Raw genomic sequence first — 26,163 nt, 5'->3', positions numbered from 1 at the left:
CCCGAAATCCAGTTCGCAACATCAACCGCGCGGCAGTGCTGCCGCGCCACGGGCAGGCTTTGCCCGAAAACAAGACGCATACCAGACTTGGCAGGGAGCAACCGAATGTCCGCAGGGCAACTCACAGAGAAACATTTTTCCGATCTTTTCGACGCCTTCAACCGGCACGACATCGACGCGATCATGGCCTTTTTCGCCGATGATTGCGTGTTCTTCACCATCGGCGGCGATGAGGTCTACGGCACCCGCATCGAAGGCAAGGACGCCATTGCCAAGGCTTTCTCCGGGGTTTGGGCTGCCATGCCCGACGTGAGGTGGGACGGACACCGGCATTTCGTGAGCGGCGACCGCGCCGTATCCGAATGGACCTTTCGCGGGACCGATGCCAGCGGCGCGCGCGTCGAGGCCGAAGGCTGCGATCTCTTCACACAGCGCGGCGGCAAGATCGTCCGCAAGCAGGCATTCCGCAAGAACCGGCCTTTGCTGAAGGCGTAAGCCCCAACATTGTCCGTCGGTGAATTGGAGGACCGACATATGGATACCCACACGCTCAACAGTTTCTCGGCCACCCAACCATTCGATCCCGCCTATGATCCGGTGGTCTCAAAAACGCCGGGACAAGGCCGTGACTATGCGCCGACCTATTGGATCGGAACCGCCGGTTCCGCGCCGGAAGATGACGGCCCCATTCGGGGCGACGTTGACGCAGATGTCGTCATCGTCGGTTCTGGTTACACGGGTCTTTCGGCAGCGATCCACCTTGCCCGCGACCATGGCGTCAAGGCTACGGTACTGGAAGCGAACGGCGTGGCCTGGGGATGCAGTACCCGCAATGGCGGACAGGCGCAGATTTCCGCCGGACGGCTCAAGCGATCGCAATGGATCGAGCGTTGGGGCGTGGACGTTGCCCGCAAGCTGCACAGGGAAATCGCCGAAGGTTTCGATCTCTTCCGGTCTCTGATTGCCGAACCCGAAATCGATTGCGACCCGCAGGACGGCGGTCATCTCTACATCGCTCATCGTGAGAAGGTTCTCCCATCGCTGGAGAAGGAATCCCGCCTGCTGAATGACGTGTTCGGCTATCGCACACGGATGGTCAGCCGCGATGAAATCCACCGCGACTTCATCCGCGATCAGGAAGCACGCGGTGCGATGTACGAACCGGACGGGATGGGCATTCACGCCGCAAAGTTGGCCTTCGGCTATCTCCGGCTTGCCCGCAAGCTTGGAGCGAAGGTACACACTTCAAGCCCCGTTCTAAGTTGCCGCAAGAGCGGCAGTGTTTTCCACCTCAACACGCCGAACGGCACGGTCAAGGCGCGACAGGTGTGCTTTGCGACGGCAGGGTATACCTCCCCCGGTCTTCATCCGCTCACCCGCTACCGGCTGATGCCGGTGCTGTCGAATTCCATCGTCACGCGGCCGCTGACAGCGGAGGAAATCGAGGCATGCGGTCCGAAAACGGGCATCCCGCTGACCGATACACGCACGCTTCGCCACTATTACCGATTTCTGCCGGATGGGCGGATGCAGATCGGCAGCCGCAGCGCCATTACAGGAGCTGATGCTCCAAACCCGAAGCACTACGATCTTCTGCTTTCTGGCCTTTACCGAAAATTCCCGGCCCTGAAAGGCGTCAAGATCGACTATTCCTGGTGGGGCTGGGTCGATGTCAGCCATGACATGATGCCCCGCATCTACCGTCCCGACCCGGCGCAGGAAATCTATTATGCCATGGGTTATGGCGGCAATGGCGTGATGTATTCGGCGCAGGCCGGACGCCGCGTCGCCCAATTGATGACAGGTGGCGGACAGGGACTGGACCTGCCGATCTTCACCTCCGAGTTGCCGAGCTACGGCATGCTCACTCCATTCAGGCGCATAGGCCAGCGCGCAATGTATCGCTGGTATGCGCTGAAAGACGAAGTTCTCTGAATTCCAAGGAAAGGTACGCGCCATGAAAATGACGACGGAAGAGGCATTTGTTAAGGTTCTACAGATGCACGGGATAGAACATGCATTTGGCATCATCGGTTCTGCGATGATGCCGGTGTCTGATCTTTTTCCAAAGGCAGGCATTACCTTCTGGGATTGCGCACATGAGACGAATGCGGCGCTGATCTGCGACGGCTATACGCGTGTGACCGGTAAGATGGGCATGGCCATTGCCCAGAATGGCCCCGGCGTGACCGGCTTCGTGACCGCCATCAAGACGGCCTACTGGAACCACACGCCCATGCTGCTTGTCACGCCGCAGGCTGCCAACAAGACCATTGGTCAGGGCGGCTTTCAGGAAGTGGACCAGATGGCGCTGTTCGAGGAAATGGTCTGCTATCAGGAAGAAGTGCGCGATGCGACCCGCATTCCCGAAGTGCTGAACCGGGTGATTGAGAAGGCATGGCGCGGTTGCGCTCCGGCACAGATCAACGTTCCGCGCGATTTCTGGACGCAGGTCATCGATGTTGACCTGCCGCAAATCGTGCGTTTGGAGCGCCCGAGCGGCGGTCGCGAGGCGATTGCCGAAGCCGCAAAGCTTCTGACGGAAGCAAAATTCCCGGTTATTCTCAACGGCGCGGGTGTCGTCATCGGGGGCGCGATCCCGGAATCCATTGCTCTTGCCGAAAGGCTCGATGCGCCGGTCTGTTGCGGCTATCAGCACAATGATGCCTTTCCCGGCACCCATCCGCTGTCCGTAGGCCCACTCGGCTATAATGGTTCGAAGGCCGCGATGGAACTGATCGCCAAGGCTGACGTTGTTCTGGCCCTCGGCACCCGCCTCAATCCATTTTCGACACTGCCCGGCTATGGCATTGATTACTGGCCGAAAGATGCAAAGATCATTCAGGTTGACATCAATCCGGACCGCATCGGGCTCACCAAGAAAATCTCGGTCGGCATTTGCGGTGATGCCAGGCAGGTTGCACAGCAGATACTCGATCAACTGGGAGCCAATGCGGGCAACACAGGTCGCGATGAGCGTAAGCAACTCATCCATCAGCGCAAGTCCGCCTGGCTGCAGCAGCTTTCCTCAATGGATCATGAGGATGACGATCCCGGCACACAGTGGAATGCGGAGGCAAGGGACCGCGAAAAGGACCGCATGTCGCCGCGACAGGCATGGCGCGCCATTCAGGCCGGCATGCCGAAAAACGCCATCATGTCGACCGACATCGGCAATAATTGCGCCATCGGCAATGCCTATCCAAGCTTCGAGCAAGGCCGCAAATATCTGGCGCCGGGCATGTTCGGCCCTTGCGGATATGGCTTTCCTTCCATCGTCGGCGCGAAAATCGGCCAGCCCGACACGCCGGTGGTCGGTTTTGCAGGCGACGGTGCGTTCGGCATCTCCATGAACGAGATGACCTCCATCGGCCGCAAGGGTTGGCCTGCGATCACCATGGTCATCTTCCGCAACTATCAATGGGGGGCCGAAAAGCGCAACACGACGCTTTGGTACGACAATAACTTTGTCGGCACAGAGCTCAATCCGAACCTGAGCTACGCCAAGGTGGCTGATGGCTGCGGCCTCAAGGGTGTGACCGTTGATAGCCAGCAGGCGCTCACCGAAGCCTTGCAGACGGCGATCGACGAACAGGCAAAGGGTGTGACCACCTTCATCGAAGTGGTGCTCAACCAGGAACTGGGCGAACCGTTCCGCCGCGATGCAATGAAAAAACCGGTTGTCGTGGCGGGCATCGACAAGGCCGACATGCGCCAGCAGATGCCGGTTTGACGATGATGCCGGGAGGTTTTCCTCCCGGCCACTCCGGGGAAACACACTTCCATGCTGCCATTAGAAAAGATTTTTGAAAAAGCGCGTTCGAGGCCGCGTCACATCGTGCTGGCCGAGGGCGAAGACCCGCGCATAATCGACGCGGCGCTGCGTGCGGAGCGCGAAGGCATTGCCCGCATCACGCTTATGGGGTCCGAAAACGTTGTAGGCAATGGATCATCAATTGCAGTTATCGATCCCAAGATATCGGATAGAAGTGTAGATTATGCGCACAAACTCTACCAGCTGCGCCAGGCCAAGGGCATGACGGAAGAACAGGCCGAGGCGATGGTGAGGACGCCGCTCGGCTTTGCTGCCATGATGGTGCGTGAAGACGATGCCGATGGAACGGTTGCCGGTGCGGTTGCGACGACAGCTGATGTGGTTCGCCACGTGTTGCAGATCATCGGCAAGGCCGAAGGAGCATCGCTTGTTTCAAGCTTTTTCCTGATGCTTTTATGTCAGACCTATCATCAGAAGAAAGGCGCTTTCGTCTTTGCCGATTGCGGGCTCGTGGTGGAACCGGATGCCGTACAGCTTGCCGATATCGCCATTCAGTCGGCAGACTCTTACCGCCAGCTTACCGAAAAAGACGCAGCCGTCGCCATGCTGTCCTTCTCCACCGGCGGCAGTGCCGCGCATGAGCGCGTGTCGAAGGTGGTGCAGGCGACGCGGACGGTCAGAGACCGGAAGCCTGATCTGTGCATCGATGGCGAACTTCAATTCGACACGGCTTTTGTGGAGGCGATCAGCCACGCAAAATCGCCGGATTCACCGTTGAAAGGCAACGCCAACGTGTTCGTTTTTCCCAATCTCGAGGCCGCCAATATCGGCTACAAGATTGCCCAACGCATCGGTGGCGCGCAGGCCATCGGTCCCGTGCTTCAGGGTCTGGCCAAACCGGCCAACGACCTTTCCCGCGGTTGCAGCGCTGACGATGTCCTCCACATGATCGCTATAACCGTCAATCAGGCAAAGTGAGGACATCGCGCTATTTGCAACAGCTAGGGCTTGAGGAAGCGCGCGGCTATGTCATAGAGAAACTGCGGCAGCACGGTAAAGGCATAGGGAGCGTAGACCCGTTCCAGCCGCTGATGGTACTCGCGGCCCCAAGGACCGATATTCACCACAGGATATGAAAGCGCCTTCGGATTGGCACGGTCTATGAATTGAGCTGCCGGTGTGTTGGCCGCAATGACCTCACTATCCGCCGCATCCGGCACATGGCCGAAGAAACTCATATCGGAGATACCGGCAAATATCTCCCGATACCGGATAGTCGTATCGAACTGGCGCTCCGCATCCACACGTGCGGTTTCCAGAGCTTCTGCAAAACGCTGTTCTTCTACAGTTTCAACTCCCATGCGAACATGCGGATAGACGAGACTTCCAAAGCCGATAACGACCGTCGGGCCAGTAACGCGCGCCTCCGCGACCATTCGGTCCACAAGTTCGCGCGTAATGAGGAGCGGGTTGTCGCTGCTTGAAAGTTCAGATTCCAAGGCTGTAATCCGTTCCAGCGCTGCATCGCCGCCAACGCGCCGAACCTCCTCGCGCAACTCGGCTGTGGTCAGAATTCGGCCCTTGTGATTGACGTTGGCCTCGCTGCCGACCAGCTTTGCAAACCGGTCCGCCTCGACATTGAAATGTGTGATTGCGCGATCCAGCGCCTCGCCGACAATCGACTTGAAACGCTGAAAGAGGGCATCTGGCGAGACAGAATGGGTCAGCCAGTTGAACGCAACCCATGTCCGTTCCGGCGTGGTCACTTCATAACCGCCCCGGAAATCTCGTGCTTCAAGACAGATAGGCGGAGGCGAGACCTCACCGTCGCCCGTATCGCAAACAGCCGCATTGGCTTCGACCGCCCGCATGATTTCGGACGCGATGAGATGCGCGCTGACACCTTCGAACGGATAGCTCGCATGGGAAGGCTGGCCAACCACGAAAGCAAAGGGAAGCTGTTTGCCGATGGTGCCACGATAGATGGCGCGGCCTTCCGCACCCTCGCCCTGATCGCTTGTCGCATCCAGATTGATACCGGCAGCGATATCGAGGCCCCAACGTTCGACAAGTTCCGGCAGGGCGTCGCGCAGACTGCGCATTCCCCGCGACCCGCGTTCTTCATCAGGTGTAGCGAACAGTATCAAATTGCCTTCCCGGTCCGGCTGTTGCGAGAAACGTTCCAATACCGCAATGCCTGCGGCGACCCCGCTTTTCATGTCGAGCATGCCTCGGCCGGGAATGTAATTTCCGCTCCTGAAATCGGCGAGAGCCTTTTCCTCGTTCGGTGCAAGTGGACGGCTCGAAAGGTCAGCAAGAAGCGCTTCGAGCAAGGCATCGGGTTCGAATGCCAAATGTTTCAAATCCCGGTAATTGCCGGTTTCCACCACATCGAAATGGCCGGCCAGCGCCAAAGTCCGCCGCCCGGTGCCGCGAACGACCGCAACGACATTCCTGGTCATTGGCGAACCGTGGCTGTCGATGACAGCAATGTCGTCAGGATTTTCCTGGAAGTAGGGAATCTCGCGCAAAAGTTCGGCAAGCTTGGGTCCGAACGATGCCTCGTCACGTGTTCCGGTCTCACTTGGCCATTTCACCATGCGATAGGAGAGTTCTCGCACCCGTTCCGTCGGGTTCCATTCATTTGGGCTTGCCACGGTCTTTCCTCGCTCAATAGTTCCCCGTCTCCGTACCTTGGGCAAGGTACAGGCGGGTCATGATCTGTTTTAAAAAGTCACTTACTGGTTGAGATGCTTTTTCAGGAACGCACGCGTTCTCTCATTTTCCGGATTGGTGAAGATCACATCCGGCTTGCCTTCCTCCACCACGACGCCCTTGTCCATGAACAGCACCTTGTCGGAGACTTCAGCCGCGAAACGCATTTCATGGGTCACGATCAGCATGGTCATATGCTCCTGCGCGAGCTGTTTCATGACTTGATTGACCTCCTCGACCAGTTCCGGATCGAGCGCGGATGTCGCTTCGTCAAACAGCATGACTTTCGGCTGCATCGCCAGTGCGCGGGCGATTGCCACACGCTGCTTCTGGCCGCCCGACAGACGCGACGGATACATGGAAGCCTTGTCGGCGAGACCGACTTTCTTCAAAAGGGAAACGGCCAGTTCCTGGGCTTCCTGCTTGCTCTTGCCCTTCAACTTGATAGGCCCGAGTGTGATGTTTTCCATAACATTGAGATGCGGGAACAGATTGAAGTGCTGGAAAACCATGCCCATCTGCTGGCGCACGGCATTGATATGCCGCTCGAAGGCACGTCCGCTCAACGACTGGTTCACCTGTACGCCGTCAAGCAGAATCTGGCCCGAATTGACTGTTTCCAGATGGTTGATGGAGCGAAGCAACGTGCTTTTACCGGAACCGGAAGGACCGATAATGGCAATGATCTGGCCGCGTTCGACCGACAGGTTGATGCCTTTGAGAACCTCGAGTGCGCCATAAGCCTTGTGGACGTCGCGCACTTCCACCATGGGTTTGCTGTTGCTCATCGGTAAGCCTCGACTTTCTTTTCCATCCAGTGCAATCCGGCTTCCAGGATGAGATTGAGTGCGTAGAAGATCACTGCGGCAGTGATGTAGAATTCAAATGGACTGTAGGTTTCACTGATCGCCTGCTGCGATGCATGCACCAGCTCGGTGATCCCGATTACCGACACGAGAGCCGTGTCCTTAAGAAGGGCAATCAGGTTGTTGCCCACCTGCGGCAGCGCATTGCGCACGGCCTGCGGTACGATGATGTAGCGCAAGGTCTGACCGCTGCCGAAGCCTAGCGAACGGGCGCCTTCGTTCTGCCCCGGATCGACGGTCAGGATCGCAGTGCGGAAAAGATCGGAATTATAAACCGCGAAATGCAGGCCAAGGCCTATAACGCCGGTCCACATGGCGGGAATGTTGATGCCGATCTGCGAGAGGCCATAGTAGAGCAGGAAGAGCTGCAGGAGCAGAGGCGTGCCCATGAACAGCCAGATGAAGAAACGAACAGGATACCGTACCAGCCAGTTGCCGTAAAGGACGAGCAAGGCAAACGCGATGCCGCCGAAGAAGCTGACGATAGATGAGGACACAGCGATGATGAGCGTCCACCAGACGCCGGTCATCAGCAGTTCGGTATAAGGCGGGACGATGGAGAAATCGAGTTGCATGGTGTCACCGCCTATTTGAGTGCGTAGCGGGCTTCGAGGAAATCGACGAAGCGTGCAACGATATAGATGAGGACCATGTAGATGGCCGCAGCGATCCCGAAGATTTCAAAGGGCCGGTAGGTCGAGCCGATGAAGCGCTGGGCCGTATACGTCAGTTCGACCACCGAAATCGCTGAAACCAGAGCGGACCCCTTGATGAGCATCACGGTGTTGACGCCGAGCGAGCGGATCATCAGGCGGGCTGCCTGCGGCAGCACTACAAAGCGCATCGACTGTCCGCTGCTGAAACCGATGGAACGGGCAGCTTCGTTCTGGCCGGCATCCACCGTCAGAATGGCGCCTCGCATGGCTTCGGCGTAATAGGCGCCGATATTGAGCCCGAGGCCAATGGCACCGGCTGCGAACGGCTCAAGATTGATGCCGATCTGCGGCCCGCCGAAATAGAGAACGAAGAGCTGCAGAAGACACGGGGTGCCGCGAAACACGCTGACGTAAGCGGCTCCGATAAAACGCAAGGGCCAGAAGCGCGATAGCTTCGCTGCTGTGGCAAGCGCGCCGACGCTCAGTCCTATAAGAATGGCCAGCGCCGATATTTCGACGGTAACCAGGGCGGCTTCCAGAAAATATGGAAAGACCTCCGCCATCAAAGAGAAATTCATCATCTCCCCTTTCCTGTCTGGAGAACCAAGTCGGAAAGACATGTTGCCGGGACAATTGTGGAACAGCCATCCCGGCAAGGGGTTTCAAATAGTTAGCGGATGTCGCGGCCGATCCATTTGGTCGAGATCTTCTCGTAGGTGCCATCGGCCTTCATGTCGTCGAGGGCCTTGTTGATGGCATCCTTCAGCTCGGGATTACCCTTGCGCAGGGCGATGCCGACATTGTCGGTGCCCTGAAGCTCAGGCGTATCGAGCTGGCGAACCTTCTCGCCGCTTTCCTTGATGGCGATCAGGATCGGAATATCATCCGAAGCAATGGCGTCGACGCGGCCTGAACGAAGCTCCAGCAGCAATTCCGGAATGCCCTTATAGGTGCGAACCGTCCAACCGCCCTGCTCGCGCGCCCACTTGTCGCTGGTTTCACCAAGCGTAACGGCGATGGTCTTGCCCTGCTTCAGTTCGTCCATGGACTTGATCGGGGAAGCTTCCGTCACGAAGATGCCACGGCCACCACGATAATAAGGGCCTGCAAAATCGACGGCCTTTTCACGTTCGGGCGTGATGCTCATGCTCCCGACGACCACATCGAACTTGCCCGCGCGCAGACCGGCAATGATGCCATCGAAAGCTGTGGTTACGACAACCGGCTTCACACCAAGGCGCTTGGCGATTTCAGTGCCGATATCGACGTCGAAGCCAACAACCTGGTTCTGACCGTCGACAAAGCTGAATGGCGGGAAAACGCCGCTCATGCCGATGCGCAATTCACCGCTCTGCTTGACCTTTTCAAGGTCATTCGCCTGCGCGGGTGCGAGCATCATCAGTGCACCGATGCCAGCGGCAACAAGTGAAGACAGAAGAGTTTTCATTTCGTTTTCTCCTAAGTGATCGTGACGCGATCACGGGCGACGCCCGTTCCGAGCGCCCGGCTGGACGCATCTTTCCAGATCACCGACGCCTGAAGGGCGGCGGCAAATTGCTCGGGAAAACAGATTCGGAACAGGCAAGATCGTCGCATCCTGGTGATCCAGGAGCGGAAAACGAAACGTTTCATCGATCCACCTCCGAAATTCCCCCGCCGGTTGCGTTGCTGCTTGTCCGGCTTGTTTGTTTTCAAGCACGCTAACGGAGCAAAGGATCAACGAAAACGCCAATTCTGTATAGAAAAGTCCAGCAATCTGCGATAAACGCAATCAAGCTGACGAAATCGTCAAAAGGCGGTGTGACGATGGATGATCTGGATCAACGATTAATCTCGGAACTGCGTATCAATGCACGCGCATCGATCCCGACGCTGGCAAGCATCCTTGGGGTAGCGCGCGGTACGATCCAGAGCCGGATGGAGCGTTTGATCGCATCGGGCGTCATTGCTGGCTTTACGGTCCGGCTGAAAGATCATGGGTCTACAGACATGATCCGTGGCATCATGATGATCGAACTGACTGGACGAAACATCAAAAGCGTTATCGCGACATTGCGTAAAAATCCGGGCTTTTCCGCAGTGAACACGACAAACGGCACCTGGGACCTGATCGCCGAGATCGAAGTCCCCAATATGAATGAATTTCACCGGCTGGTAACAGGCATTCGTGCCATGGACGGGATCGCGAAGTCCGAGACGCACATCTTTCTCGGACCCGCATAAGTCCCGACGGATTATTCGGCGGCTTCCGCCACGTATCCGAACTGCGTAACGCCTTGTGGCGCCGAAACGCCGGGCAGAATACGACCATCATCCACCGGCGCGCCCATCTGGATAGTCATGGGAATGACACCGGCCCAGATGGGCAGCGCATAATCGGCATCGTCATCCTTCGGCGGGCCGGAACGGACTTTTGCCGAAGCCTCGTTCAGTTCCAGTTCGAGAAGCATGGTGGCCTTCAGTTCCTTTGCCATCATCGGGCGCAATCCTTCCCAGCGACCGGGGAAAAGGCCGTTTACGAAACTGCGCAGGTGATGCTCCTTCATCGCGACGTCGGAAACTTTGCGCGCTGTCCCAAAAGCCATGACTGAGCGATAATTGCAGGAATGATGAAACGCGGAACGTGCGAGAACCAGCCCGTCGAGCAGGGTAAAACTGACGCAGACTTCCGCCTGGTCGCAGCTTTCCAGCATTCGGCTGGCGGAGGAGCCGTGCCAGTAGATGAAATTGCCTTCCCGCCAGACAAGCGTCGGCGTGACATAGGGCGTTCCGTTGAACACATAGGCCACATGTGCCAGAGGTTGGGCATCAATGATTGCATGAACCGTGGCTGCATCATAGGCGCCGCGTTCGTGCAGGCGCTTTACGCGACTGCGGTCGGTGGGGGCTTTCGTCATGGCCGATATTTCTCCTTTATATCTGGCCAAACTGCCTGCATAGTGGCTTTGACAAAATAGCCACTTTGATCGAATACGAAGATGCCAATTTCCAATACACTTCCGGAGTTCGGGATCAATCGCGGCAGCGATATTCCGCTTAGCGCCCAGTTGGTTGACCAGATCAGGCAAGCCGTTTTAGCCGGACGGCTGAAGCCCAATGCCAGACTGCCGTCCACCCGCGCCTTGTCCTTGGAGCTTGGCTTGTCGCGAACAACGGTCCTTGCGGCATTCGATCAGTTGATTGCCGAAGGTTATCTGGAGGGAAGGCTGGGTTCGGGCACTCACGTCGCCGCTGAACTTCCCGACAGCAGCCTGACCGTAAATCAACCGCCTCTTCAAGTGATAGACCAGCTGCATTTTCATCGGGAGAATCCAAAGCCCTTTCGTCTCGGCGTCTTCGACAACGATCATTTCCCTCACGATGAGTGGGGAAAGCTACTGGGCCGCATCTGGCGGAAGCCTTCCCCGGACCTGTTGAACAGTGACGATGTATTCGGCTTTCATCCTCTGCGTTCATCGTTGGCCCGCCATTTGCACGAATGGCGCGGGATGGTCGTGTCGCCGGAGCAGATCATAATAACCGGCGGCAGCGCAGACGCGCTTTCACTGATCCGGGAAGCCTTGTTCGCCCACGGCGACAGGCTGTGGATGGAAGAACCGGGATATCCACCGGCGCGCAAGATCCTTGGCGTCAATGGCCTGGACATCATTCCTGTCCCGGTTGATGGCGGAGGGCTCGACGTTTCCAGCGGACGAAACAAGGCCGATGATGCGCGCGGTGCTTTTGTTACCCCGGCACGGCACCACCCGACAGGCGTAACCATGACCTTGGGACGCCGTCTCGAACTGATTGCCTGGGCAAGAGAACGTGATGCGATAATCATCGAGGACGATTACGACAGTGAACATCGTTATATCGGCCAGCCGCTGCCGGCGCTGATGTCGCTGGACCCGGACCGTATTCTTTATATAGGAAGCTTCTCCAAGGTCTTCTCTCCCGTCTTGCGGCTCGGCTTTCTGATCGTGCCGTCGCATAGGGTGGCGCAATTTCGGGAACTACGTCAGACGTTGTTTCCCGCGCCCTCGCCGCTCGCGCAGCCAGCCCTGTCCGCGTTCATTGAAACGGGGGCCTTTGCGCAGCACATAAGACGCATGCGCCGCATCCATGCCTCGCGCCGCCGCAAACTGATAGCTGCGCTTGCACCCGGAGAACCGAACCTGTTTCGGATTGAAGCCCCGCCTGCCGGACTATCCTTACTGTTGGCCTTGCCAGAGGGACAAAGCGATACACATCTCGCATCCGTTCTGGCAGAGGCTGATATCGAGGTTCATCCGCTATCTACGCTCTTTACAAAACTGACGCCACGCCAGGGACTTATCCTCGGCTTCTCAGGATTTGATGAAACCGCACTGGAAAATTCTGCAACAGCTTTGATAAAAATCCTCAAACAGTCGAATTAAAGAATTTGCATTAGCAATCTCGTAAACTTTGGATTCAGCTTTTCCCGGTAAGCTTTGATTAGCAATTAGCTCGGGAGGAGCGTTGCAGCCCATTTGTTTTGCGTCACGGGTGCTCATGCGTTCTTCGGTTGTATCAGTCATTGCCCTTGCCTGCGCCGCCTTGACGGGTTGTACGTCAAGCTCCGGCGTCGACAGCATCATGCTCCAGTCGAAAACCTCGGCCGAGACCACGAGTTCGGTAGTCCGCCCGGTTCCGCCCGCTCCTTTGAGTGAAATGGCGAGCGCATCCCAACCGATGCCCGCCGCCAGCCAGGAGGAAGTACTGGCATGGGCAGGCCCAATTCCGGATGCCGGTCCATTCAAGGCAGAGCCCCCAGCACCTGTTGCACCGCGACCGCAGCCACAGGAGCGACCGCAAGCCCGCATTTCGGTACCGGCTCCGGAGGTCGCGGCCTACCCACCCGTGCGCCTTGCACCGCAGGAACGATCCGGAGTCTACAGCCACCGCTTTCGCGATGCGAAGCCAATCAATTTCGGACGTTCATCGCCGCGCAAGCTGGCGGTGCATGGCGTGGATGTGTCCCGCTGGCAGGGCGATATCGATTGGGTGAAACTGCGCACGCAGGGCGCAAATTTCGCTTATATCAAGGCTACTGACGGGGGTGACCACCTCGACCCAATGTTCCGCAAGAACTGGCGCGAAGCGAAAGCCGCTGGCATCAAACGCGGTGCCTACCATTTCTTCTATTGGTGCCGCGTGGCAAGCCAGCAGGCCGATTGGTTCATCCGCAATGTTCCCAAGGAAGCCGATGCGCTTCCTCCGGTCATCGATGTGGAATGGAATGGCGATTCGTCCTGCAAGAGACGGCCATCCCCGGCGCAGGTGCGGGAAAAAATGCAGGTCTTCATGGACAAGCTGGAGCAGCATTATGGCAAGCGGCCGATCATCTACACCGCTCCCGATTTCTACGACGACAATCTGAAAGGTGCTTTCACCAATTATCCATTCTGGCTGCGCGCAGTTGCACAGCACCCATCCAAGGTCTATCCGGGTCGTCCGTGGACGTTCTGGCAGTATTCCGGATCGGGCCTGTCACAGGGCGTGAATGGCAAGATCGACCTGAATGTGTTCCACGGTTCGGAAGACGACTGGCACAGATGGCTGGCGCGTGCCGCCAGCTGATTGCCCTCAAAAGCTGGCGACAGACCAGTTTGAATGATATGAGATCATATCAGGGATAACCGAAGCTTTGCCTCGAAACCCGGCATGCAACATCGCCATGCCGGGTCGCTTGTCGCCCGCATGGTGTTACCATGAAAGGGAACGGCAAACATGGATACCCGGATATTTGTGCTGGCGCTGGCAACATTCGTTACCGGCACCGCCGAGAATATTATTGTAGGCATTCTTCCCGGCATCGCTCGCGGCCTGGATGTTTCTGTCAGCGCCGCCGGTCAGTTGACCTCAATCTTCTCTATTACCTTTGCGCTTGCCGCTCCGCTGGCGCTCTTCCTCACCACACGGTTTGAGCGGAAAGCCATTCTGGTCTCTGCGTTGGGTGTTTTCATTGCAAGCAATATCCTCGCGAGCTTGAGCCCCGATTACGGGGTTCTGTTTGCCGCGCGTATCGGGATGGCGATTGCAAGCGCAGCAGTTTGCCTGATCGCCACGATGCTGGCAACGGAATTGGTCACCCCGGCGATGCGCGGGCGCGCCATCGGAATCATATTCGTGGGTATCAGTGGTTCGATGGTCGCCGGTGTTCCCACGGGAATGATCGTCAATGAGTGGCTAGGCTGGCGCGCGGTTTTCCTTTGCCTGGCATCAGCCGCAGCTTTGGTTCTACTTCTGTCAATGCATGCATTGTCCGGCGCGGGGCGCAGCCAGCGCGGCTTGCCGCCTTATACGCCGCACCTAAAATCTTTCCGGTTGGTATCGGCGCAACTGGTTTCCATCATGATGATCGGCGGTCATTTCGTGTTGTTCGCCTATCTCACACCCTACCTTCTGGAAGCGGTACACGTCTCTTCGCAGAGAATTATATGGGCGATGTTGGCCTTTGGGCTGGCTGGCATGACGGGCGGGTATCTCGGCGGCCTGCTTGCTGACAAGCTATCGCCGCGACTAGCCATTGTGCTGACGCCACTCCTCTATCTAACGGCGTTGATGGCAATACCGGCTCCGATCAACTCCGGCACTGTTTTTGGTATGGTGCTGATGATCTGGGCTTGTTTAAGCTGGATGATATCGCCCGTCGTACAGAGTTTTCTCATGACAACCGATCCTGCGACAGCCGAGGCCGGCGTCGGGATCAACCTGTCTGCCATGCACGTGGGCGTGGCCCTCGGCACGGCAACGGGCGGGATTGCGTTAGAATACATGTCATTGCAGGCCCTGCCCTGGACGGGGTCTGTTCTGGTCGGGCTGTCCTTGCTATGTGCTCTTAGCGCTTCCCGATCTTTTCCAGGTCGTATGGCGTCGATTGATACATCTCGTTGATCCAGTTTCCGAACAGAAGATGCGCGTGGCTGCGCCAGCGATTTTCCGGCTGGCGCGTCGCATCGTCTCCGGGGAAATAATTGGCCGGAACCTTCGTGTCGGGCTGAGCCTGAATGTCGCGGAAATACTCATCCGCAAGCGATGTGGTGTCATACTCCACATGATTGAACATATGCAGCGAGCGGTGATGCGGATCGTCCAACAGACAGAGACCCGTCTCCGGACTGTCGACCAGCACCTTCAACCCGCTATCGGCCGGAATGTCGCTCTTGCGCACTTCGGTCCACCGGGAAACCGGAATCTTGAAATCATCCGAAAATCCGCGGAGATATGGTGAAGACGGAGCAAGGTTGCGCTGGCTATAGACACCCGAAGCCTTGTCCGGCAGTTCATATTTGCCCATGCCATGGAAATGATGGACGGCAGCCTGCGCTGCCCAGCATATATTCAGCGTCCGGTGCACATGGGTCTGCGTCCAGTCGAAAACACGCTGCATTTCGTCCCAATAGGTGACTTCCTCGAATTCGAGACGCTCGACCGGAGCACCCGTAATGACAAAGCCGTCAAAGCGTTGATCCCGCACATCTTCCCACGGCTGATAGAAGGACAGCATGTGATCGGCCGGCGTGTGGCGCGCCACATGGTTGGTAATCCGAACGAGCGTCAGCTCCACCTGCAACGGTGTTGCGCCGAGAAGACGCGCAATCTGCGTCTCGGTCGTGACCTTGTTCGGCATTAGATTGAGGAGACCGATCTTCAGCGGACGAATATCCTGACGAATGGCATCTGCTTCGCGCATGACCATAACGCCCTCGGCCTGGAGAACACTGGTTGCTGGCAGATCGTCAGGAATTTTAATCGGCATGTCGCGTCGGTCCCTAGTTTATGTCGGAGCTGACGCGAGTGGCTTTATCCGTATATTTGCCGGTTGGGCCACATCCTCCCTTTACAGAGAGTACCACCTTGCCCGGAGTGGCAGGTTGGCGTTGGGCGTCGCCCCAACTCTTGATGTGATGTCACTTCTACTCAAACTCTTTCAGGGTGGCAATAGGGTTTAAGTGCCACCTCGAACTGTTTGAGAAATTTCCTTTTCAGCGGCTGGCCACTGCGCGAAATCAGCACTGCTACAGACACGGAATTTGGAATGAACGGCCTTTAAATATGTCCGATTGCGGCTTTCAGCGCACTCACGCGCTGGGCTGATGTTCGAAATGATCGTTCCCCAGCGAAACCGAACGCGATTGCACGAGAATCTTTTTCTTCGACTGCGACGCGACATGAAGCGTGAACTTCTGTCGCGCTGGTGGCCTCGATTATCCGACCTACATTGCCGGCACTGACGCCGCTGCCGGGCATGATGCTGATGCGCTGACCGGCCTTCCCCGCCAAATGCCGCAGATTGTTCAATCCCTCTTCCGCGGTCTGGGAGAGGCCGGACGTCAGGATGCGCTCGAAACCAAGCGCGATTGCCTGCTCCAGCGCGCTCTCCGCGACAGGCACAAGATCAAAGGCGCGGTGGAGTGTGGTTCCAAGGCCATTTGCTTCTGCAATCAGTCTTTCCAGCAAGGTAATATCCAGAGAACCATCGGCGAGTGAAGCACCCAGGACGACCCCTGCCAAGCCGGCATTTCTGGCGTTGCCAATATCTGCCGCCATGATGGCTCCGTCTTCAGCCGAAAAGCAAAAGCTGCCCGCACGGGGTCTGATCATTGCGTAGACCGGGATCGGCGCATCTGAAGCAAGCTCCATCAATGCCTGCGAGGGCGTCAAGCCACCCAGTTCAAGGGCGGAACAGAGTTCGATGCGATCCGCGCCACCTTCGATCGCCGAATACAGGCCTTCGGCGCTATCCACACAGACCTCGAGTAACACGCTCACGCCTGATGCCCCAATATTGCTGCCCCGACCAAACCGCCATCGCTGCCGAATATTCCGGGAACGACTATAGGCTGCTCCGTTTTGCGCAGGATTCGGGCTCTCACCGCCTCGTCAATCGCTGAAATCAGCTCGGACGCCGTGGCAAGCCCGCCACCCACGGGAATGATCGATGTGCCGGTCACGTTGACGACGGCAGCCAGCGGATCGGCAACCAGCTGGAGATAGGCGGAGATCGTCCTTCCGGCCATCTGACAGCCGTCGAGCCAATCCTGTATAATCTCATGGCTCGTTGCATCGGCCGCATTCAGAAAACGGTGCAGCCTCTCAATCCCGCGCGCGCCGCCGACGGTATCGACACAACCGCTTTGCCCGCAACCGCAACTGAAGCGCGGGACCAGTACAGTTTGTCCATCGAGGTCCACCGATGTGTTGAGGATCGGGCCATGTCCCCATTCGCCAGTCAATCCGCCCTTACCTCGAACCAGCCGGCCATCGACAACAAGCCCACCACCGACGCCTGTGCCCAGCACTGCGCAGAAGACGATATCGTGGCCTTTACCGGCGCCTTCAATCGCTTCGGCAAGCGTCAGACAATCGGCATCATTGGCCGCGATGACCCGGCGCTGCAGTCGCTCTCCAAGTTCGTGACTTAGCTTGTGACCTGTAATGCAGGGAATATTTGCCGACAGAGCAGTCGTTGTATCCGGATCGACCAATCCGGCGATCGAGAGGGCAAGCGGCCACTCCTCGTTCGACGCGTGAGTTCGTAGCGCCGTTTCCAGCGCGCGCCCAAATTCTTCCCAGCTGTCAGCGGGAGTGGGGAGCTTTTCGAGAAGCTCGACATTTCCCGGTTGCGTCGAGCGCGCGAGCCGAATGAAGGATCCACCGACATCTGCCGCGAGAACAGTTCCAGACCTTTGAGACTGACGCGTGCTTCTGTCGTGCATGGGTCGATCTTCCGCCGATACGTTTCGATGTATCATCCAATCATCGCAAATGTACCGGCAGTCAATCGCGGGGCGCAGTCTTTCCTAAGGTTTCGACGCTACAAGCGAGATGTTCACACCTTGCGGATCCCTGCATTGAACGACCCACTCGCCGTTCGGTACCTCCATAGGTCCTTGCAGGACGGTTCCGCCAAGAGACTCGACCCTGTCGGCTGCATCCTTGACGCCTTCCACCATGAAGTAAAAACCCCAGCCGACCGGTGTGCCGGGAGGCGCGGTCATGATGCCTCCATGATCAGCGCCATCGACGCTGAATACCTTGTAATTGCCCATAGGCCCCATGTCGAAATTGCGTGAGAGTTTCCAGCCAAACACTTTCTCGTAGAAGGGAAAAACCGTCTCGCAGTCCTTCGCATAAAGTTCGTGCCAGCCCGGATGTCCCGGTTTGCGTGAGCCGAAATCATCCGGTGCCGGCATATCCCCCATCGGTTCGAAAAGCGCAAAGATGCCGCCTTGCGGGTCGGACACAATCGCGAACCGTCCGATATTCGGGATATCCTGCGGCACCCTCAAAACCTTGCCGCCTTCCGCTTCCACTTTCCGCGCATATTCGTCGGCATTCGCCACGCCGACATAACCAAGCCAACCCGCCTGGCCGCCGCAATCCTCCTTCGGCATGTCCGCCATCGACATCATGCCTGCGATCATGCATCCGGGCACTTCGAACAGCGTATATTTCATGCCGGGAACACCGGCGTCCTTCGCCGCCCAACCGACGACTTTGGTATAAAAATCCTGCGCGCTGGCCGTGTCTGTCGTCATAAGTTCGTACCAGACGAACGGAGATGATCCCTGTTTCATTGAACGTACTCCCTTGGTTCTCTCTTTTGTTCGAACGATCAGCCACAACAGCTATGACCGGATGCCTTTGTTTCGTATTCATCGTGCCGCTTGACGAAATGCATCGTCCCGCTTTCGTTACGGCCCTTGGGCGCTCGATCAAGGATCATCAACGTGCCTATCCATTCTTCAATGCCGCGGGCATAGCTGGAATAGGTGTGATAGATCGTGCCGTTTTCATCCTTGTAGAAGGCGCTCATGCCCGGCAGTTCATCGAAGGCGTCTTCTGCGGCAAGCTTGTCGAAATTGTAGAACACCCGATTGTTTTCGAGCTCTTCCTTCGTGAAGGAGACGTGATAATCGAAGTTGAAATCGCTGCCTTCCGATGAGACCCATGGGAAATGCCAACCCATCCGCTTCTTGTAGGCTTCAAGCTTTGCCAGCGGTCCGCGCGAAACGGCAACGAGCGTTACATCATGATTGTTGAGATGCGCCACCGCGCCATCAAAATTGTCGGCAAGAAACGAACAACCCGTGCAGCCTTGATCCCAGTCAGGTCCGAACATGAAATGATAGATCAGCAACTGGCTGCGCCCGTCGAACAGATCGGAAAGCGTTTTCCGTCCCGAAGGCGTATGGAACGTATAGTCCTTGTCTACCCTCACCCATGGCAGGGCTTGCCGTTCACGATTGACCTTATCGCGCAGATGGGTGGCTTCTTTCTCACTTGCCAAAAGCGCACGGCGCGCCTCAAGCCAAACTTCTCGGGATACGACCTCGTTCATGGTGCAAGCCCTCCTCCGGCTTTTGCTCCCACCCGTAGATATCAACGTTCCTGCTTGACGATTTACATTGATATCAATATTAATAAATCATGTCAAATAGCCGTGATGTACCATTTGAAACAACGCTTCTGGTGCGTGATACCTGCCTTTGCTTGCATGTTCAGCGCGCCGCACGCGCCCTCGCCCGCCGCTTTGACGATGCCCTGCGTCCGGTAGGGCTAACGAACGGCCAGTTCTCCTTGATGATGTCGCTCAATCGCCCGGTGCCTCCACCGATGAAGCCGGTCGCGGAGCTTCTGGCCATGGATCAAACCACGCTGACCGCGGCGCTGAAGCCGTTGCAGCGGCAAGGCTGGGTGGAGATTATCGTGAATCCCGAAGACAGGCGCGAGCGATTATTGCAACTCACACCCGAGGGAAAAGCTACTCTTGCGGCAGCGGTACCGATCTGGAAGGCCACCCATCTGGACATCGAGAAGCAGCTCGTAAATGGCAATGGCGACGAAGTTCGTCGCAACCTGCTGATTATGTCATCGGTGTGATTGCGGTGCCCCATTCGGAAATACCACCCCTCGCAGACAAGCGGTCTGGAAATCGCAATCTACAGGTATACATTGATGTCGAACGGTCGCGTACTGCTGGGAACGGGCCGGTCACTCGCCGATTGATCCAGCGAGCAGGCGGAAGTAATGAGCGAAGAGCGTGTCCCCCATCTTGTCGTTGTCGGCGCCGGTTTTGGCGGATTGCAATTGATCCACGATCTCAAAAACGTCAATGTACGGATTACATTGATTGATCAGCGTAACCATCATCTTTTCCAGCCGCTTTTATATCAGGTTGCGACAACCATCCTCGCCACATCCGAAATTGCCTGGCCGATCCGCCACCTGTTTCGGGACCGCACTGAAGTGACCACCCTGCTGGGTACAGTCACCGATGTGGATACGGAACGCCGGCAGGTGCAACTCGAAAACGGCACAGAAATTTCATACGATATGCTCGTCCTCGCCACGGGCGCACGCCATGCCTACTTTGGCAACGATCAGTGGGAAGCGCTGGCACCCGGACTGAAGGCGCTTGAGGATGCAACAACCATTCGCCGCCGTCTGCTCCTCGCCTTCGAGCGCGCTGAACGCGAAACCGATGAAGCAAAACGGAAGGCGCTGCTGACATTTGCCATCGTTGGCGGCGGGCCGACTGGCGTGGAGCTCGCAGGCATTATTGCAGAGCTCGCCAAGCAAACCATATGGCCTGAATTTCGCAATATCGATACGAGGCAAACGCGCGTAATGCTGCTCGAAGCGGGGCCGCGCATTCTGGCCGCCTTTCCGGAAGATCTGTCCGACTATGCATTCAGAGCACTGGAAAAACTTGGCGTGGAAGTACGGCTCGGGATTCCGGTGAAGGACATAACAGCCGAGGGCGTTACAGTCGGCGAAGAGTTCATTCCGTGCCGCACGGCAATCTGGGCGGCTGGCGTTGCGGCTTCCCCTGCCGCCACGTGGCTGGGCGCGGAGAGCGACCGTGCCGGACGCGTCAAGGTTCTCTCAAACCTCAATGTTCCCGGGCATGAAGATATCTTCGTCATCGGGGATACGGCCTGGGTCGAGGGACCGGACGGGAAGCCGGTTCCGGGCATAGCGCCTGCCGCCAAACAGCAAGGTGCCTACGTTGCCACGGTCATAAAAAGCCGCATTGAAGGACAAACGCCGCCAATGCCGTTCCGTTACAAACATCAGGGCAATCTCGCCACCATTGGCAGAGGCGCTGCTGTGGTCGATATGGGGCGCTTCAAGCTGAAAGGCATTATCGCGTGGTGGTTCTGGGGTATTGCGCACATCTTCTTCCTGATTGGAACAAGAAGCCGTGCCGCTGTCGCGTGGAGCTGGCTGTGGACCTATATTTCGGGCCAGCATAGCGCCCGGTTGATCACCCAAGGCAAATCTGTCGAAAGATGAATATGAAACAGCCCGCCAGAAGCGGGCCGTTTCCTTTCAAGTCGTCACTATTATTCAGCGGGTTCCAGCTGCGGAATAACATCCGTGATGAGAGGAGCACCGTTCATCGCTGCGGCGAGCTTGTCCGCGTCGAGTTCATTTTCCCAACGCGCCACCACAATGGTCGCCACCGCATTGCCGACGAGATTTGTCAGTGCACGGCATTCGGACATGAAACGATCGATACCCAGGATCAGAGCCATGCCCGCAACCGGAACGGCCGGAACGACAGACAGTGTCGCCGCCAGTGTAATAAACCCGGCGCCTGTAATGCCCGCCGCCCCCTTGGAGCTCAGCATCGCCACCAGCAAAAGCAGAATCTGATCGCTCAACGACAGCGGGATGTCCGTCGCCTGTGCGATGAAGAGCGCGGCCAACGTCATGTAGATATTGGTGCCATCCAGATTGAACGAGTAGCCGGTCGGAATGACCAGCCCCACCACCGAACGCTTGCAGCCCGCCTTTTCCATCTTGTCCATCAGCGCTGGGAGCGCCGCTTCCGACGAAGACGTACCCAGAACCAGAAGCAGTTCTTCCTTGATGTAGCGGATGAGCGCGAGGATCGAGAAGCCATTGTAGCGGGCGACCGCTCCAAGAACGACAAGCACGAACAGCAGGGAAGTAAGATAGAACGTGCCGATCAACAGTGCGAGATTGGCAATCGAACCGATACCATATTTACCGATGGTGAACGCCATGGCACCAAATGCGCCGATTGGAGCTGCCTTCATCAGGATTGCAACCAGTTTGAAAACCGGTGCAGTCAGGACATGAAGAAAATCGGTAACAGGCTTGCCTTTATCGCCGACCAAAGCCAGTGCGATACCAAACAGGACGGAGAAGAACAGCACCTGCAGGATGTCGCCCTCAGCGAATGCGCCGACAATTGTCGTTGGAATTATGTTGCTCAGGAAACCCGTGATGGTCTGCTCGTGTGCCTTGGCGGCATAATTGGCAACGGCCTTCGGATCGAGTGAAGCCGGGTCGATATGCATTCCGGCGCCCGGCTGCACGACATTGGCGACGATAAGCCCGACGATCAGGGCCAGTGTCGAGAATGTCAGGAAGTAGATCATCGCCTTACCGGCAACGCGACCTACCTTCTTCATGTCGGTCATACCGGCGATGCCGGTTGCAACGGTCAGAAAGATGACCGGAGCGATAATCATTTTGACGAGCTTGATGAACGCATCGCCAAGCGGCTTCAGCTGCGTTCCCAGTTCGGGGTAAAAATGACCAAGGAGAATACCGGCAGCAATAGCCACCAACACCTGTACATAAAGGTGCTTGTAAAAGGGAATAGGACCACGCGGCGAAGCCGCGGCGCCTGTCGGTACTGCAATCATGACGTCCTCCGTTCGGCCCAGCCTGGAACTCGTTCCAACCTCCCGAGCCATTCAGTCTCAAGTTCCAGCGATCAGAACCGCTGCTGAGTTGTTTGACTGCAATCTCCGTGCCAGTCTGCGACGCTAGGTCTAAGTCATTGTTTTTAAATATCTTAATATGTCTTACGGTGACGGACCTCGATAAAAAGTGCGATTATCCGCACATTTCTATTTCTCCCATGTCTGAAATATTGCACAATAAAGTGATGAGCCCGCACCCTTCCACCATGGACATCCTAACCCAGCCCACAAACGCTAGCCGTCGCCCATGGGCGCTGTTTGGGTTGTTTTGGGCGGTGGTTTTTGTACTCGCTTTCTGGATCGTCGGCGACCTGGCGCGAGACAAGGCCATGCTGGCATTGAGCGAGCAGGCCCGGATCGATGCCAACCTCAATACGGCATTGTTGCGCGCAGTTCTCGACAAGCAGCGCGCTTTGCCTCTGGTGCTGTCAAAGGACCGGGCACTGGAAGCTGCACTGCAGGACAAGACGCCCGCTACGATTACTCCCCTGAACGAAAAACTGGAGGCGCTCGCGCGCGGCACGCAGGCAGCGGTCATCTATCTTGTCGGTATGGATGGCGTCGCCATTGCTGCAAGTAACTGGCGCGAACCGGACAGCTTCGTCGGCAACGATTACAAATTTCGCCCCTATTTTCACAACGCGCTGAGAAACGGAGATGCCGAATATTTCGCACTCGGCAATGTCAGCAATCGTCCTGGCCTCTACATATCGCGCCGCATTGATGGCCCGAACGGTCCACTGGGCGTGATCGTCGTGAAACTCGAATTCGACCGTCTCGAAAGCGACTGGAACAGTGCCGGCCGTCCAACCTTCGTAACGGACGAACGCAACATAGTGCTGATTACGAGCCTGCCGTCGTGGCGATTCATGACTATCGGGTCAATCGGTCAGGAACAGATCCAGTCAATCCGCGATAGCCTGCAGTTTGGAGACGCACCGTTGGCTCCCTTGCCGCTTTCGGTGACTTCATTTGATAGCGGGGACTCTTTGTTGATCGACGCCCTGCTCCCGGGCAACGCCCGCAATACCGACTTTCTTGCAATCCGCTCTGCCGTGCCCTCCACTCCCTGGCAAATGTACAGTCTCGCACCAATTCGTCCGCAAATTCCTGCTGCCGTCCGAGAAGCACGGCTGTTCGCCTTTATCGTTCTGACAGCGATCGCGAGCTTTGCAGGACTTCTCCTGCGGCGCAAACAGAAGCTCGCGGCCCGCATTGCCGATGCCCGACGCACACGGATGGAACTTGAAGAGCGGGTGGAAGAACGCACCCGCGACCTCAGCCTGGCGCGGGACAGGCTGCAAGCGGAGATCAGTGATCATCGCCGCACCGAAACGATGCTGCAGGGCGTGCAGCAGGATCTTGTTCATGCCAATCGTCTCGCCATCATGGGCCAGGTCGCAGCAGGCGTGGCGCATGAAATCAACCAACCGGTTGCAACCATCCGCGCTTATGCAGACAACGCAAGAACCTTCATTGAACGCAAGAGACTTTCGGATGCAACCGACAATCTCAACGAAATCGCGGCGCTGACAGATCGCATCGGCACGATTACAGGTGATTTGAAAGCGCTTGCGAGAAAAGGACGTTCTCCTTCCGAGCCAACCTCGCTAAGCAAGGTTATTTCGGGAGCCCTGGTATTGTTGCGAAGCCGTTTTTCCGGACGGATGGACCAACTCGACGTCGTGTTACCACCGCCTGAGCTACGCGTCATCGGGCATTCCATCAGGCTCGAACAGGTTTTCATAAACCTGTTTCAGAATGCACTGGAAGCAGTTGATGCAAAAGAAAATGATGGCCGGATAGAAGTCCGAACCCATGTGGAGAATGACAAGGTCATCATCACCGTCTCCGATAACGGACCAGGCATGCCGCAGCATATTCGCGACAATCTGTTTTCGCCCTTCAATACATCGAAGGAAAAGGGACTCGGCCTTGGTCTTGTGATCGTCAAGGAAATCGTCACCGATTATGGCGGGACGATTTCTGCCGAAAGCGGCCCCGCCGGCACGTCTTTCCGCATCGAATTGAGAAAAGCATGATGGATAAATCACCTTCCGTTATTCTGGTCGACGATGACAGGGCGCTGCGACGCGCCGCCCGGCAGACGCTTGAGCTTGCCGGTTTCGATGTTGCAGATTTTCCGAACGCTCTGGATGCCTTGAACAGTGTTACATCTGCTTATGACGGCGTCGTCGTCACGGATGTGCGAATGCCGCAAATCGATGGCCTTCAGTTGTTTGCACGGATCAAAGCGGTTGACGCCGAACTGCCCGTCATCCTGATCACCGGTCACGGTGATATTCCGATGGCCGTGCAGGCCATTCAGGACGGCGCTTATGATTTCATCGCCAAGCCGTTTGCAGCCGACAGGCTTGTGCACAGCATCCGCCGCGCCTGGGAAACGCGCCGGCTGGTCCTCGAAAACCGCGCATTACGCGAAGCCGCGCAGAATGCGGAGGGCGATCTGCCGTTGATTGGCCAGACACCCGCAATGGAAAACCTGCGTCGTACCTTGCGGGATATAGCCGATACCGATGTGGATGTGCTCGTAGCTGGCGAAACCGGCAGCGGCAAGGAAGTGGTTGCACAATTGCTGCACAATTGGAGCCGTCGCCGCAAGGGCAATTTCGTAGCTCTCAACTGCGGTGCGTTGCCCGAAACGGTGATCGAAAGCGAATTATTCGGTCACGAGGCAGGCGCTTTCACCGGAGCGCAGAAAAAGCGGCTCGGACGGATTGAACATGCAAGTGGCGGCACGCTGTTTCTGGATGAAATAGAAAGCATGCCGGCTGCGACACAGGTGAAACTGCTGCGCGTGCTCGAGATGCGGGAAATCACCCCGCTCGGTACGAACGAGGTGCGCCCGGTCGATATTCGCGTCGTGGCGGCCGCAAAAATCGATCTTGCGGACCCTGCCCAAAGAGGCGACTTCCGAGAAGACCTGTATTACAGGCTGAACGTCGTCACCCTTTCCATTCCACCACTGAGAGAAAGGCGTGAGGACATTCCGTTGCTTTTCGCGCATTTCCTGTCGCGTGCTGCAAAGCGTTTCAATCGCGACGTGCCCGCAATCGAAGCCTCTACGCACCGCTATCTTATGAGTCACGACTGGCCGGGAAATGTCCGCGAACTCGCCCATTTTGCCGACCGTGTGGCGCTTGGGGTTGAGAAAACGGTTCATTCGACAACGCTCACGGGCAGCAATCCGGAGCCGCTTCCCAAACGGCTGGAGCGCTATGAGGAAACGATAATTCGCGAAACACTTGCCGCGCACAATGGCAATGTTCAGGAAACGATTGAAGCCCTCGGTATTCCAAGGAAGACCTTTTACGATAAGATGCAGCGCCATGGCATCAATCGTGCGGACTACCGCAGCACCGGCGATTGAGGTTGAT

General features: G+C 57.1%; 26 protein-coding genes and 1 riboswitch. Of the genes, 12 read left to right on the top strand and 14 right to left on the bottom strand.

The features are described 5' to 3' along the window. Window positions 1-105 precede the first annotated feature (105 nt). The 4 genes from ACS5UA_RS17015 to pta are packed head-to-tail and all read left to right on the top strand — an operon-like array spanning window position 106 to window position 4,753. Window positions 106-495: a nuclear transport factor 2 family protein gene (locus ACS5UA_RS17015; protein WP_063620434.1), complete on the top strand. Its 390-nt coding sequence runs from the start codon at window positions 106-108 to the stop codon at window positions 493-495. A gap of 39 nt (window positions 496-534) precedes the next feature. Next, complete coding sequence (locus ACS5UA_RS17010; protein ID WP_021585613.1) at window positions 535-1,935, top strand: NAD(P)/FAD-dependent oxidoreductase; 1,401 nt, start codon at window positions 535-537, stop codon at window positions 1,933-1,935. 22 nt (window positions 1,936-1,957) lie between these two features. Continuing rightward, window positions 1,958-3,733 (top strand): sulfoacetaldehyde acetyltransferase, encoded by a 1,776-nt coding sequence (gene xsc, locus ACS5UA_RS17005; protein WP_021585614.1) that lies wholly within the window; start codon window positions 1,958-1,960, stop codon window positions 3,731-3,733. A gap of 51 nt (window positions 3,734-3,784) precedes the next feature. After that, window positions 3,785-4,753, top strand: a complete 969-nt coding sequence (gene pta / locus ACS5UA_RS17000; protein ID WP_241083968.1) for a phosphate acetyltransferase — start codon at window positions 3,785-3,787, stop codon at window positions 4,751-4,753. A gap of 23 nt (window positions 4,754-4,776) precedes the next feature. Here pta and ACS5UA_RS16995 read toward each other — a convergent pair whose 3' ends face one another. The 6 genes from ACS5UA_RS16995 to ACS5UA_RS16970 all read right to left on the bottom strand — a co-directional run bounded on the left by ACS5UA_RS16995 (window position 4,777) and on the right by ACS5UA_RS16970 (window position 9,644). Then, on the bottom strand, window positions 4,777-6,375 hold the full coding sequence (locus ACS5UA_RS16995) for a M20/M25/M40 family metallo-hydrolase (RefSeq protein ID WP_081252482.1): 1,599 nt from the start codon (window positions 6,373-6,375) through the stop codon (window positions 4,777-4,779). 138 nt (window positions 6,376-6,513) lie between these two features. Next, window positions 6,514-7,278: an amino acid ABC transporter ATP-binding protein gene (locus ACS5UA_RS16990; protein WP_006468764.1), complete on the bottom strand. Its 765-nt coding sequence runs from the start codon at window positions 7,276-7,278 to the stop codon at window positions 6,514-6,516. Continuing rightward, window positions 7,275-7,931 carry an amino acid ABC transporter permease gene (locus ACS5UA_RS16985; protein WP_021585617.1) on the bottom strand — a complete coding sequence of 219 codons (657 nt, stop codon included), beginning with the start codon at window positions 7,929-7,931 and terminating at the stop codon, window positions 7,275-7,277. The genes ACS5UA_RS16990 and ACS5UA_RS16985 overlap by 4 nt, the downstream gene beginning before the upstream one ends. A gap of 11 nt (window positions 7,932-7,942) precedes the next feature. Next, window positions 7,943-8,590, bottom strand: coding sequence for an amino acid ABC transporter permease (locus ACS5UA_RS16980; protein WP_006471742.1), 648 nt, complete (start codon window positions 8,588-8,590; stop codon window positions 7,943-7,945). A 92-nt stretch (window positions 8,591-8,682) separates the two neighbouring features. Continuing rightward, complete coding sequence (locus ACS5UA_RS16975; protein WP_025091980.1) at window positions 8,683-9,459, bottom strand: ABC transporter substrate-binding protein; 777 nt, start codon at window positions 9,457-9,459, stop codon at window positions 8,683-8,685. Between the two features lie 11 nt (window positions 9,460-9,470). Beyond that, on the bottom strand, window positions 9,471-9,644 hold the full coding sequence (locus tag ACS5UA_RS16970; protein WP_162758744.1) for a hypothetical protein: 174 nt from the start codon (window positions 9,642-9,644) through the stop codon (window positions 9,471-9,473). 174 nt (window positions 9,645-9,818) lie between these two features. On the opposite strand from ACS5UA_RS16970, the gene ACS5UA_RS16965 reads away from it, so the two are divergent. After that, window positions 9,819-10,235 (top strand): Lrp/AsnC family transcriptional regulator, encoded by a 417-nt coding sequence (locus ACS5UA_RS16965; RefSeq protein ID WP_006471741.1) that lies wholly within the window; start codon window positions 9,819-9,821, stop codon window positions 10,233-10,235. Window positions 10,236-10,246: 11 nt separating this feature from the next. On the opposite strand, the gene ACS5UA_RS16960 is transcribed toward ACS5UA_RS16965, so the two are convergent. Both ACS5UA_RS16960 and ACS5UA_RS16955 read right to left on the bottom strand, forming a co-directional pair. Beyond that, the gene (locus tag ACS5UA_RS16960) at window positions 10,247-10,909 is read right to left on the bottom strand and encodes a pyridoxamine 5'-phosphate oxidase family protein (protein WP_266017723.1); all 663 of its coding nucleotides are present in this window, start codon (window positions 10,907-10,909) and stop codon (window positions 10,247-10,249) included. Further along, window positions 10,906-11,127, bottom strand: a complete 222-nt coding sequence (locus tag ACS5UA_RS16955; RefSeq protein ID WP_443101532.1) for a hypothetical protein — start codon at window positions 11,125-11,127, stop codon at window positions 10,906-10,908. Before ACS5UA_RS16955 ends, ACS5UA_RS16960 begins: the two co-directional genes overlap by 4 nt. Between ACS5UA_RS16955 and pdxR the strand changes: the two genes are divergently transcribed. The 3 genes from pdxR (at window position 11,024) to ACS5UA_RS16940 (ending at window position 14,912) form a co-directional block, all read left to right on the top strand. Beyond that, window positions 11,024-12,412, top strand: a complete 1,389-nt coding sequence (gene pdxR, locus ACS5UA_RS16950; RefSeq protein ID WP_443101531.1) for a MocR-like pyridoxine biosynthesis transcription factor PdxR — start codon at window positions 11,024-11,026, stop codon at window positions 12,410-12,412. The genes ACS5UA_RS16955 and pdxR overlap by 104 nt on opposite strands. A gap of 115 nt (window positions 12,413-12,527) precedes the next feature. Then, on the top strand, window positions 12,528-13,595 hold the full coding sequence (locus ACS5UA_RS16945) for a GH25 family lysozyme (protein WP_443101528.1): 1,068 nt from the start codon (window positions 12,528-12,530) through the stop codon (window positions 13,593-13,595). 150 nt (window positions 13,596-13,745) lie between these two features. Then, a complete protein-coding gene (locus ACS5UA_RS16940; protein WP_273770971.1) occupies window positions 13,746-14,912 on the top strand; it encodes an MFS transporter in 1,167 nt (388 codons plus the stop codon). Here ACS5UA_RS16940 and metA read toward each other — a convergent pair. The 5 genes from metA to ACS5UA_RS16915 all read right to left on the bottom strand — a co-directional run bounded on the left by metA (window position 14,857) and on the right by ACS5UA_RS16915 (window position 19,362). Then, window positions 14,857-15,777, bottom strand: a complete 921-nt coding sequence (metA, locus tag ACS5UA_RS16935; protein ID WP_006468748.1) for a homoserine O-acetyltransferase MetA — start codon at window positions 15,775-15,777, stop codon at window positions 14,857-14,859. The genes ACS5UA_RS16940 and metA overlap by 56 nt on opposite strands. Before the next feature lie 42 nt (window positions 15,778-15,819). Beyond that, a riboswitch (SAM-I-IV-variant riboswitch) is annotated at window positions 15,820-15,929 on the bottom strand. Window positions 15,930-16,067: 138 nt separating this feature from the next. After that, a complete protein-coding gene (locus tag ACS5UA_RS16930; RefSeq protein ID WP_273770972.1) occupies window positions 16,068-16,790 on the bottom strand; it encodes a copper homeostasis protein CutC in 723 nt (240 codons plus the stop codon). Continuing rightward, entirely contained in the window at window positions 16,787-17,737 is a 951-nt protein-coding gene (locus ACS5UA_RS16925) for an ROK family protein (RefSeq protein WP_266033976.1), read from the bottom strand. The genes ACS5UA_RS16930 and ACS5UA_RS16925 overlap by 4 nt, the downstream gene beginning before the upstream one ends. A gap of 84 nt (window positions 17,738-17,821) precedes the next feature. Next, window positions 17,822-18,598 carry a VOC family protein gene (locus tag ACS5UA_RS16920; RefSeq protein WP_273770973.1) on the bottom strand — a complete coding sequence of 259 codons (777 nt, stop codon included), beginning with the start codon at window positions 18,596-18,598 and terminating at the stop codon, window positions 17,822-17,824. A gap of 38 nt (window positions 18,599-18,636) precedes the next feature. Then, complete coding sequence (locus ACS5UA_RS16915) at window positions 18,637-19,362, bottom strand: DUF899 domain-containing protein (RefSeq protein WP_273770974.1); 726 nt, start codon at window positions 19,360-19,362, stop codon at window positions 18,637-18,639. 89 nt (window positions 19,363-19,451) lie between these two features. Between ACS5UA_RS16915 and ACS5UA_RS16910 the strand changes: the two genes are divergently transcribed. Then, on the top strand, window positions 19,452-19,904 hold the full coding sequence (locus tag ACS5UA_RS16910) for a MarR family winged helix-turn-helix transcriptional regulator (protein WP_273770975.1): 453 nt from the start codon (window positions 19,452-19,454) through the stop codon (window positions 19,902-19,904). Window positions 19,905-20,051: 147 nt separating this feature from the next. After that, window positions 20,052-21,320 carry an NAD(P)/FAD-dependent oxidoreductase gene (locus ACS5UA_RS16905; protein WP_273770976.1) on the top strand — a complete coding sequence of 423 codons (1,269 nt, stop codon included), beginning with the start codon at window positions 20,052-20,054 and terminating at the stop codon, window positions 21,318-21,320. A gap of 50 nt (window positions 21,321-21,370) precedes the next feature. Here ACS5UA_RS16905 and ACS5UA_RS16900 read toward each other — a convergent pair whose 3' ends face one another. Further along, window positions 21,371-22,705, bottom strand: coding sequence for a dicarboxylate/amino acid:cation symporter (locus ACS5UA_RS16900; RefSeq protein ID WP_273770977.1), 1,335 nt, complete (start codon window positions 22,703-22,705; stop codon window positions 21,371-21,373). Between the two features lie 266 nt (window positions 22,706-22,971). Between ACS5UA_RS16900 and ACS5UA_RS16895 the strand changes: the two genes are divergently transcribed. Together ACS5UA_RS16895 and ACS5UA_RS16890 are read left to right on the top strand one after the other, a co-directional pair. Next, window positions 22,972-24,807 carry an ATP-binding protein gene (locus ACS5UA_RS16895; protein ID WP_273771194.1) on the top strand — a complete coding sequence of 612 codons (1,836 nt, stop codon included), beginning with the start codon at window positions 22,972-22,974 and terminating at the stop codon, window positions 24,805-24,807. Next, the gene (locus ACS5UA_RS16890; protein ID WP_273771196.1) at window positions 24,807-26,156 is read left to right on the top strand and encodes a sigma-54-dependent transcriptional regulator; all 1,350 of its coding nucleotides are present in this window, start codon (window positions 24,807-24,809) and stop codon (window positions 26,154-26,156) included. Before ACS5UA_RS16895 ends, ACS5UA_RS16890 begins: the two co-directional genes overlap by 1 nt. Window positions 26,157-26,163 lie beyond the last annotated feature (7 nt).

This window comes from Brucella sp. RRSP16 (assembly GCF_052246815.1).
Classification (GTDB): Bacteria; Pseudomonadota; Alphaproteobacteria; order Rhizobiales; family Rhizobiaceae; genus Brucella; species Brucella intermedia.
The sequence above is the reverse complement of the archived record's forward strand: the minus strand, read 5'-3'. Positions and strand labels throughout refer to the sequence as shown.

Excerpts from the sequence above, each read along its gene's own strand:
- ACS5UA_RS17015 (WP_063620434.1), top strand. The coding sequence starts at position 106 with ATGTCCGCAGGGCAACTCACAGAGAAACATTTTTCCGATCTTTTCGAC.
- ACS5UA_RS17010 (WP_021585613.1), top strand. The coding sequence starts at position 535 with ATGGATACCCACACGCTCAACAGTTTCTCGGCCACCCAACCATTCGAT.
- xsc (WP_021585614.1), top strand. The coding sequence starts at position 1,958 with ATGAAAATGACGACGGAAGAGGCATTTGTTAAGGTTCTACAGATGCAC.
- pta (WP_241083968.1), top strand. The coding sequence starts at position 3,785 with ATGCTGCCATTAGAAAAGATTTTTGAAAAAGCGCGTTCGAGGCCGCGT.
- ACS5UA_RS16995 (WP_081252482.1), bottom strand. The coding sequence starts at position 6,375 with ATGGTGAAATGGCCAAGTGAGACCGGAACACGTGACGAGGCATCGTTC.
- ACS5UA_RS16990 (WP_006468764.1), bottom strand. The coding sequence starts at position 7,278 with ATGAGCAACAGCAAACCCATGGTGGAAGTGCGCGACGTCCACAAGGCT.
- ACS5UA_RS16985 (WP_021585617.1), bottom strand. The coding sequence starts at position 7,931 with ATGCAACTCGATTTCTCCATCGTCCCGCCTTATACCGAACTGCTGATG.
- ACS5UA_RS16980 (WP_006471742.1), bottom strand. The coding sequence starts at position 8,590 with ATGAATTTCTCTTTGATGGCGGAGGTCTTTCCATATTTTCTGGAAGCC.
- ACS5UA_RS16975 (WP_025091980.1), bottom strand. The coding sequence starts at position 9,459 with ATGAAAACTCTTCTGTCTTCACTTGTTGCCGCTGGCATCGGTGCACTG.
- ACS5UA_RS16970 (WP_162758744.1), bottom strand. The coding sequence starts at position 9,644 with ATGAAACGTTTCGTTTTCCGCTCCTGGATCACCAGGATGCGACGATCT.
- ACS5UA_RS16965 (WP_006471741.1), top strand. The coding sequence starts at position 9,819 with ATGGATGATCTGGATCAACGATTAATCTCGGAACTGCGTATCAATGCA.
- ACS5UA_RS16960 (WP_266017723.1), bottom strand. The coding sequence starts at position 10,909 with ATGACGAAAGCCCCCACCGACCGCAGTCGCGTAAAGCGCCTGCACGAA.
- ACS5UA_RS16945 (WP_443101528.1), top strand. The coding sequence starts at position 12,528 with ATGCGTTCTTCGGTTGTATCAGTCATTGCCCTTGCCTGCGCCGCCTTG.
- ACS5UA_RS16940 (WP_273770971.1), top strand. The coding sequence starts at position 13,746 with ATGGATACCCGGATATTTGTGCTGGCGCTGGCAACATTCGTTACCGGC.
- metA (WP_006468748.1), bottom strand. The coding sequence starts at position 15,777 with ATGCCGATTAAAATTCCTGACGATCTGCCAGCAACCAGTGTTCTCCAG.
- ACS5UA_RS16925 (WP_266033976.1), bottom strand. The coding sequence starts at position 17,737 with ATGCACGACAGAAGCACGCGTCAGTCTCAAAGGTCTGGAACTGTTCTC.
- ACS5UA_RS16920 (WP_273770973.1), bottom strand. The coding sequence starts at position 18,598 with ATGAAACAGGGATCATCTCCGTTCGTCTGGTACGAACTTATGACGACA.
- ACS5UA_RS16915 (WP_273770974.1), bottom strand. The coding sequence starts at position 19,362 with ATGAACGAGGTCGTATCCCGAGAAGTTTGGCTTGAGGCGCGCCGTGCG.
- ACS5UA_RS16910 (WP_273770975.1), top strand. The coding sequence starts at position 19,452 with ATGTCAAATAGCCGTGATGTACCATTTGAAACAACGCTTCTGGTGCGT.
- ACS5UA_RS16905 (WP_273770976.1), top strand. The coding sequence starts at position 20,052 with ATGAGCGAAGAGCGTGTCCCCCATCTTGTCGTTGTCGGCGCCGGTTTT.
- ACS5UA_RS16900 (WP_273770977.1), bottom strand. The coding sequence starts at position 22,705 with ATGATTGCAGTACCGACAGGCGCCGCGGCTTCGCCGCGTGGTCCTATT.
- ACS5UA_RS16895 (WP_273771194.1), top strand. The coding sequence starts at position 22,972 with ATGGACATCCTAACCCAGCCCACAAACGCTAGCCGTCGCCCATGGGCG.
- ACS5UA_RS16890 (WP_273771196.1), top strand. The coding sequence starts at position 24,807 with ATGGATAAATCACCTTCCGTTATTCTGGTCGACGATGACAGGGCGCTG.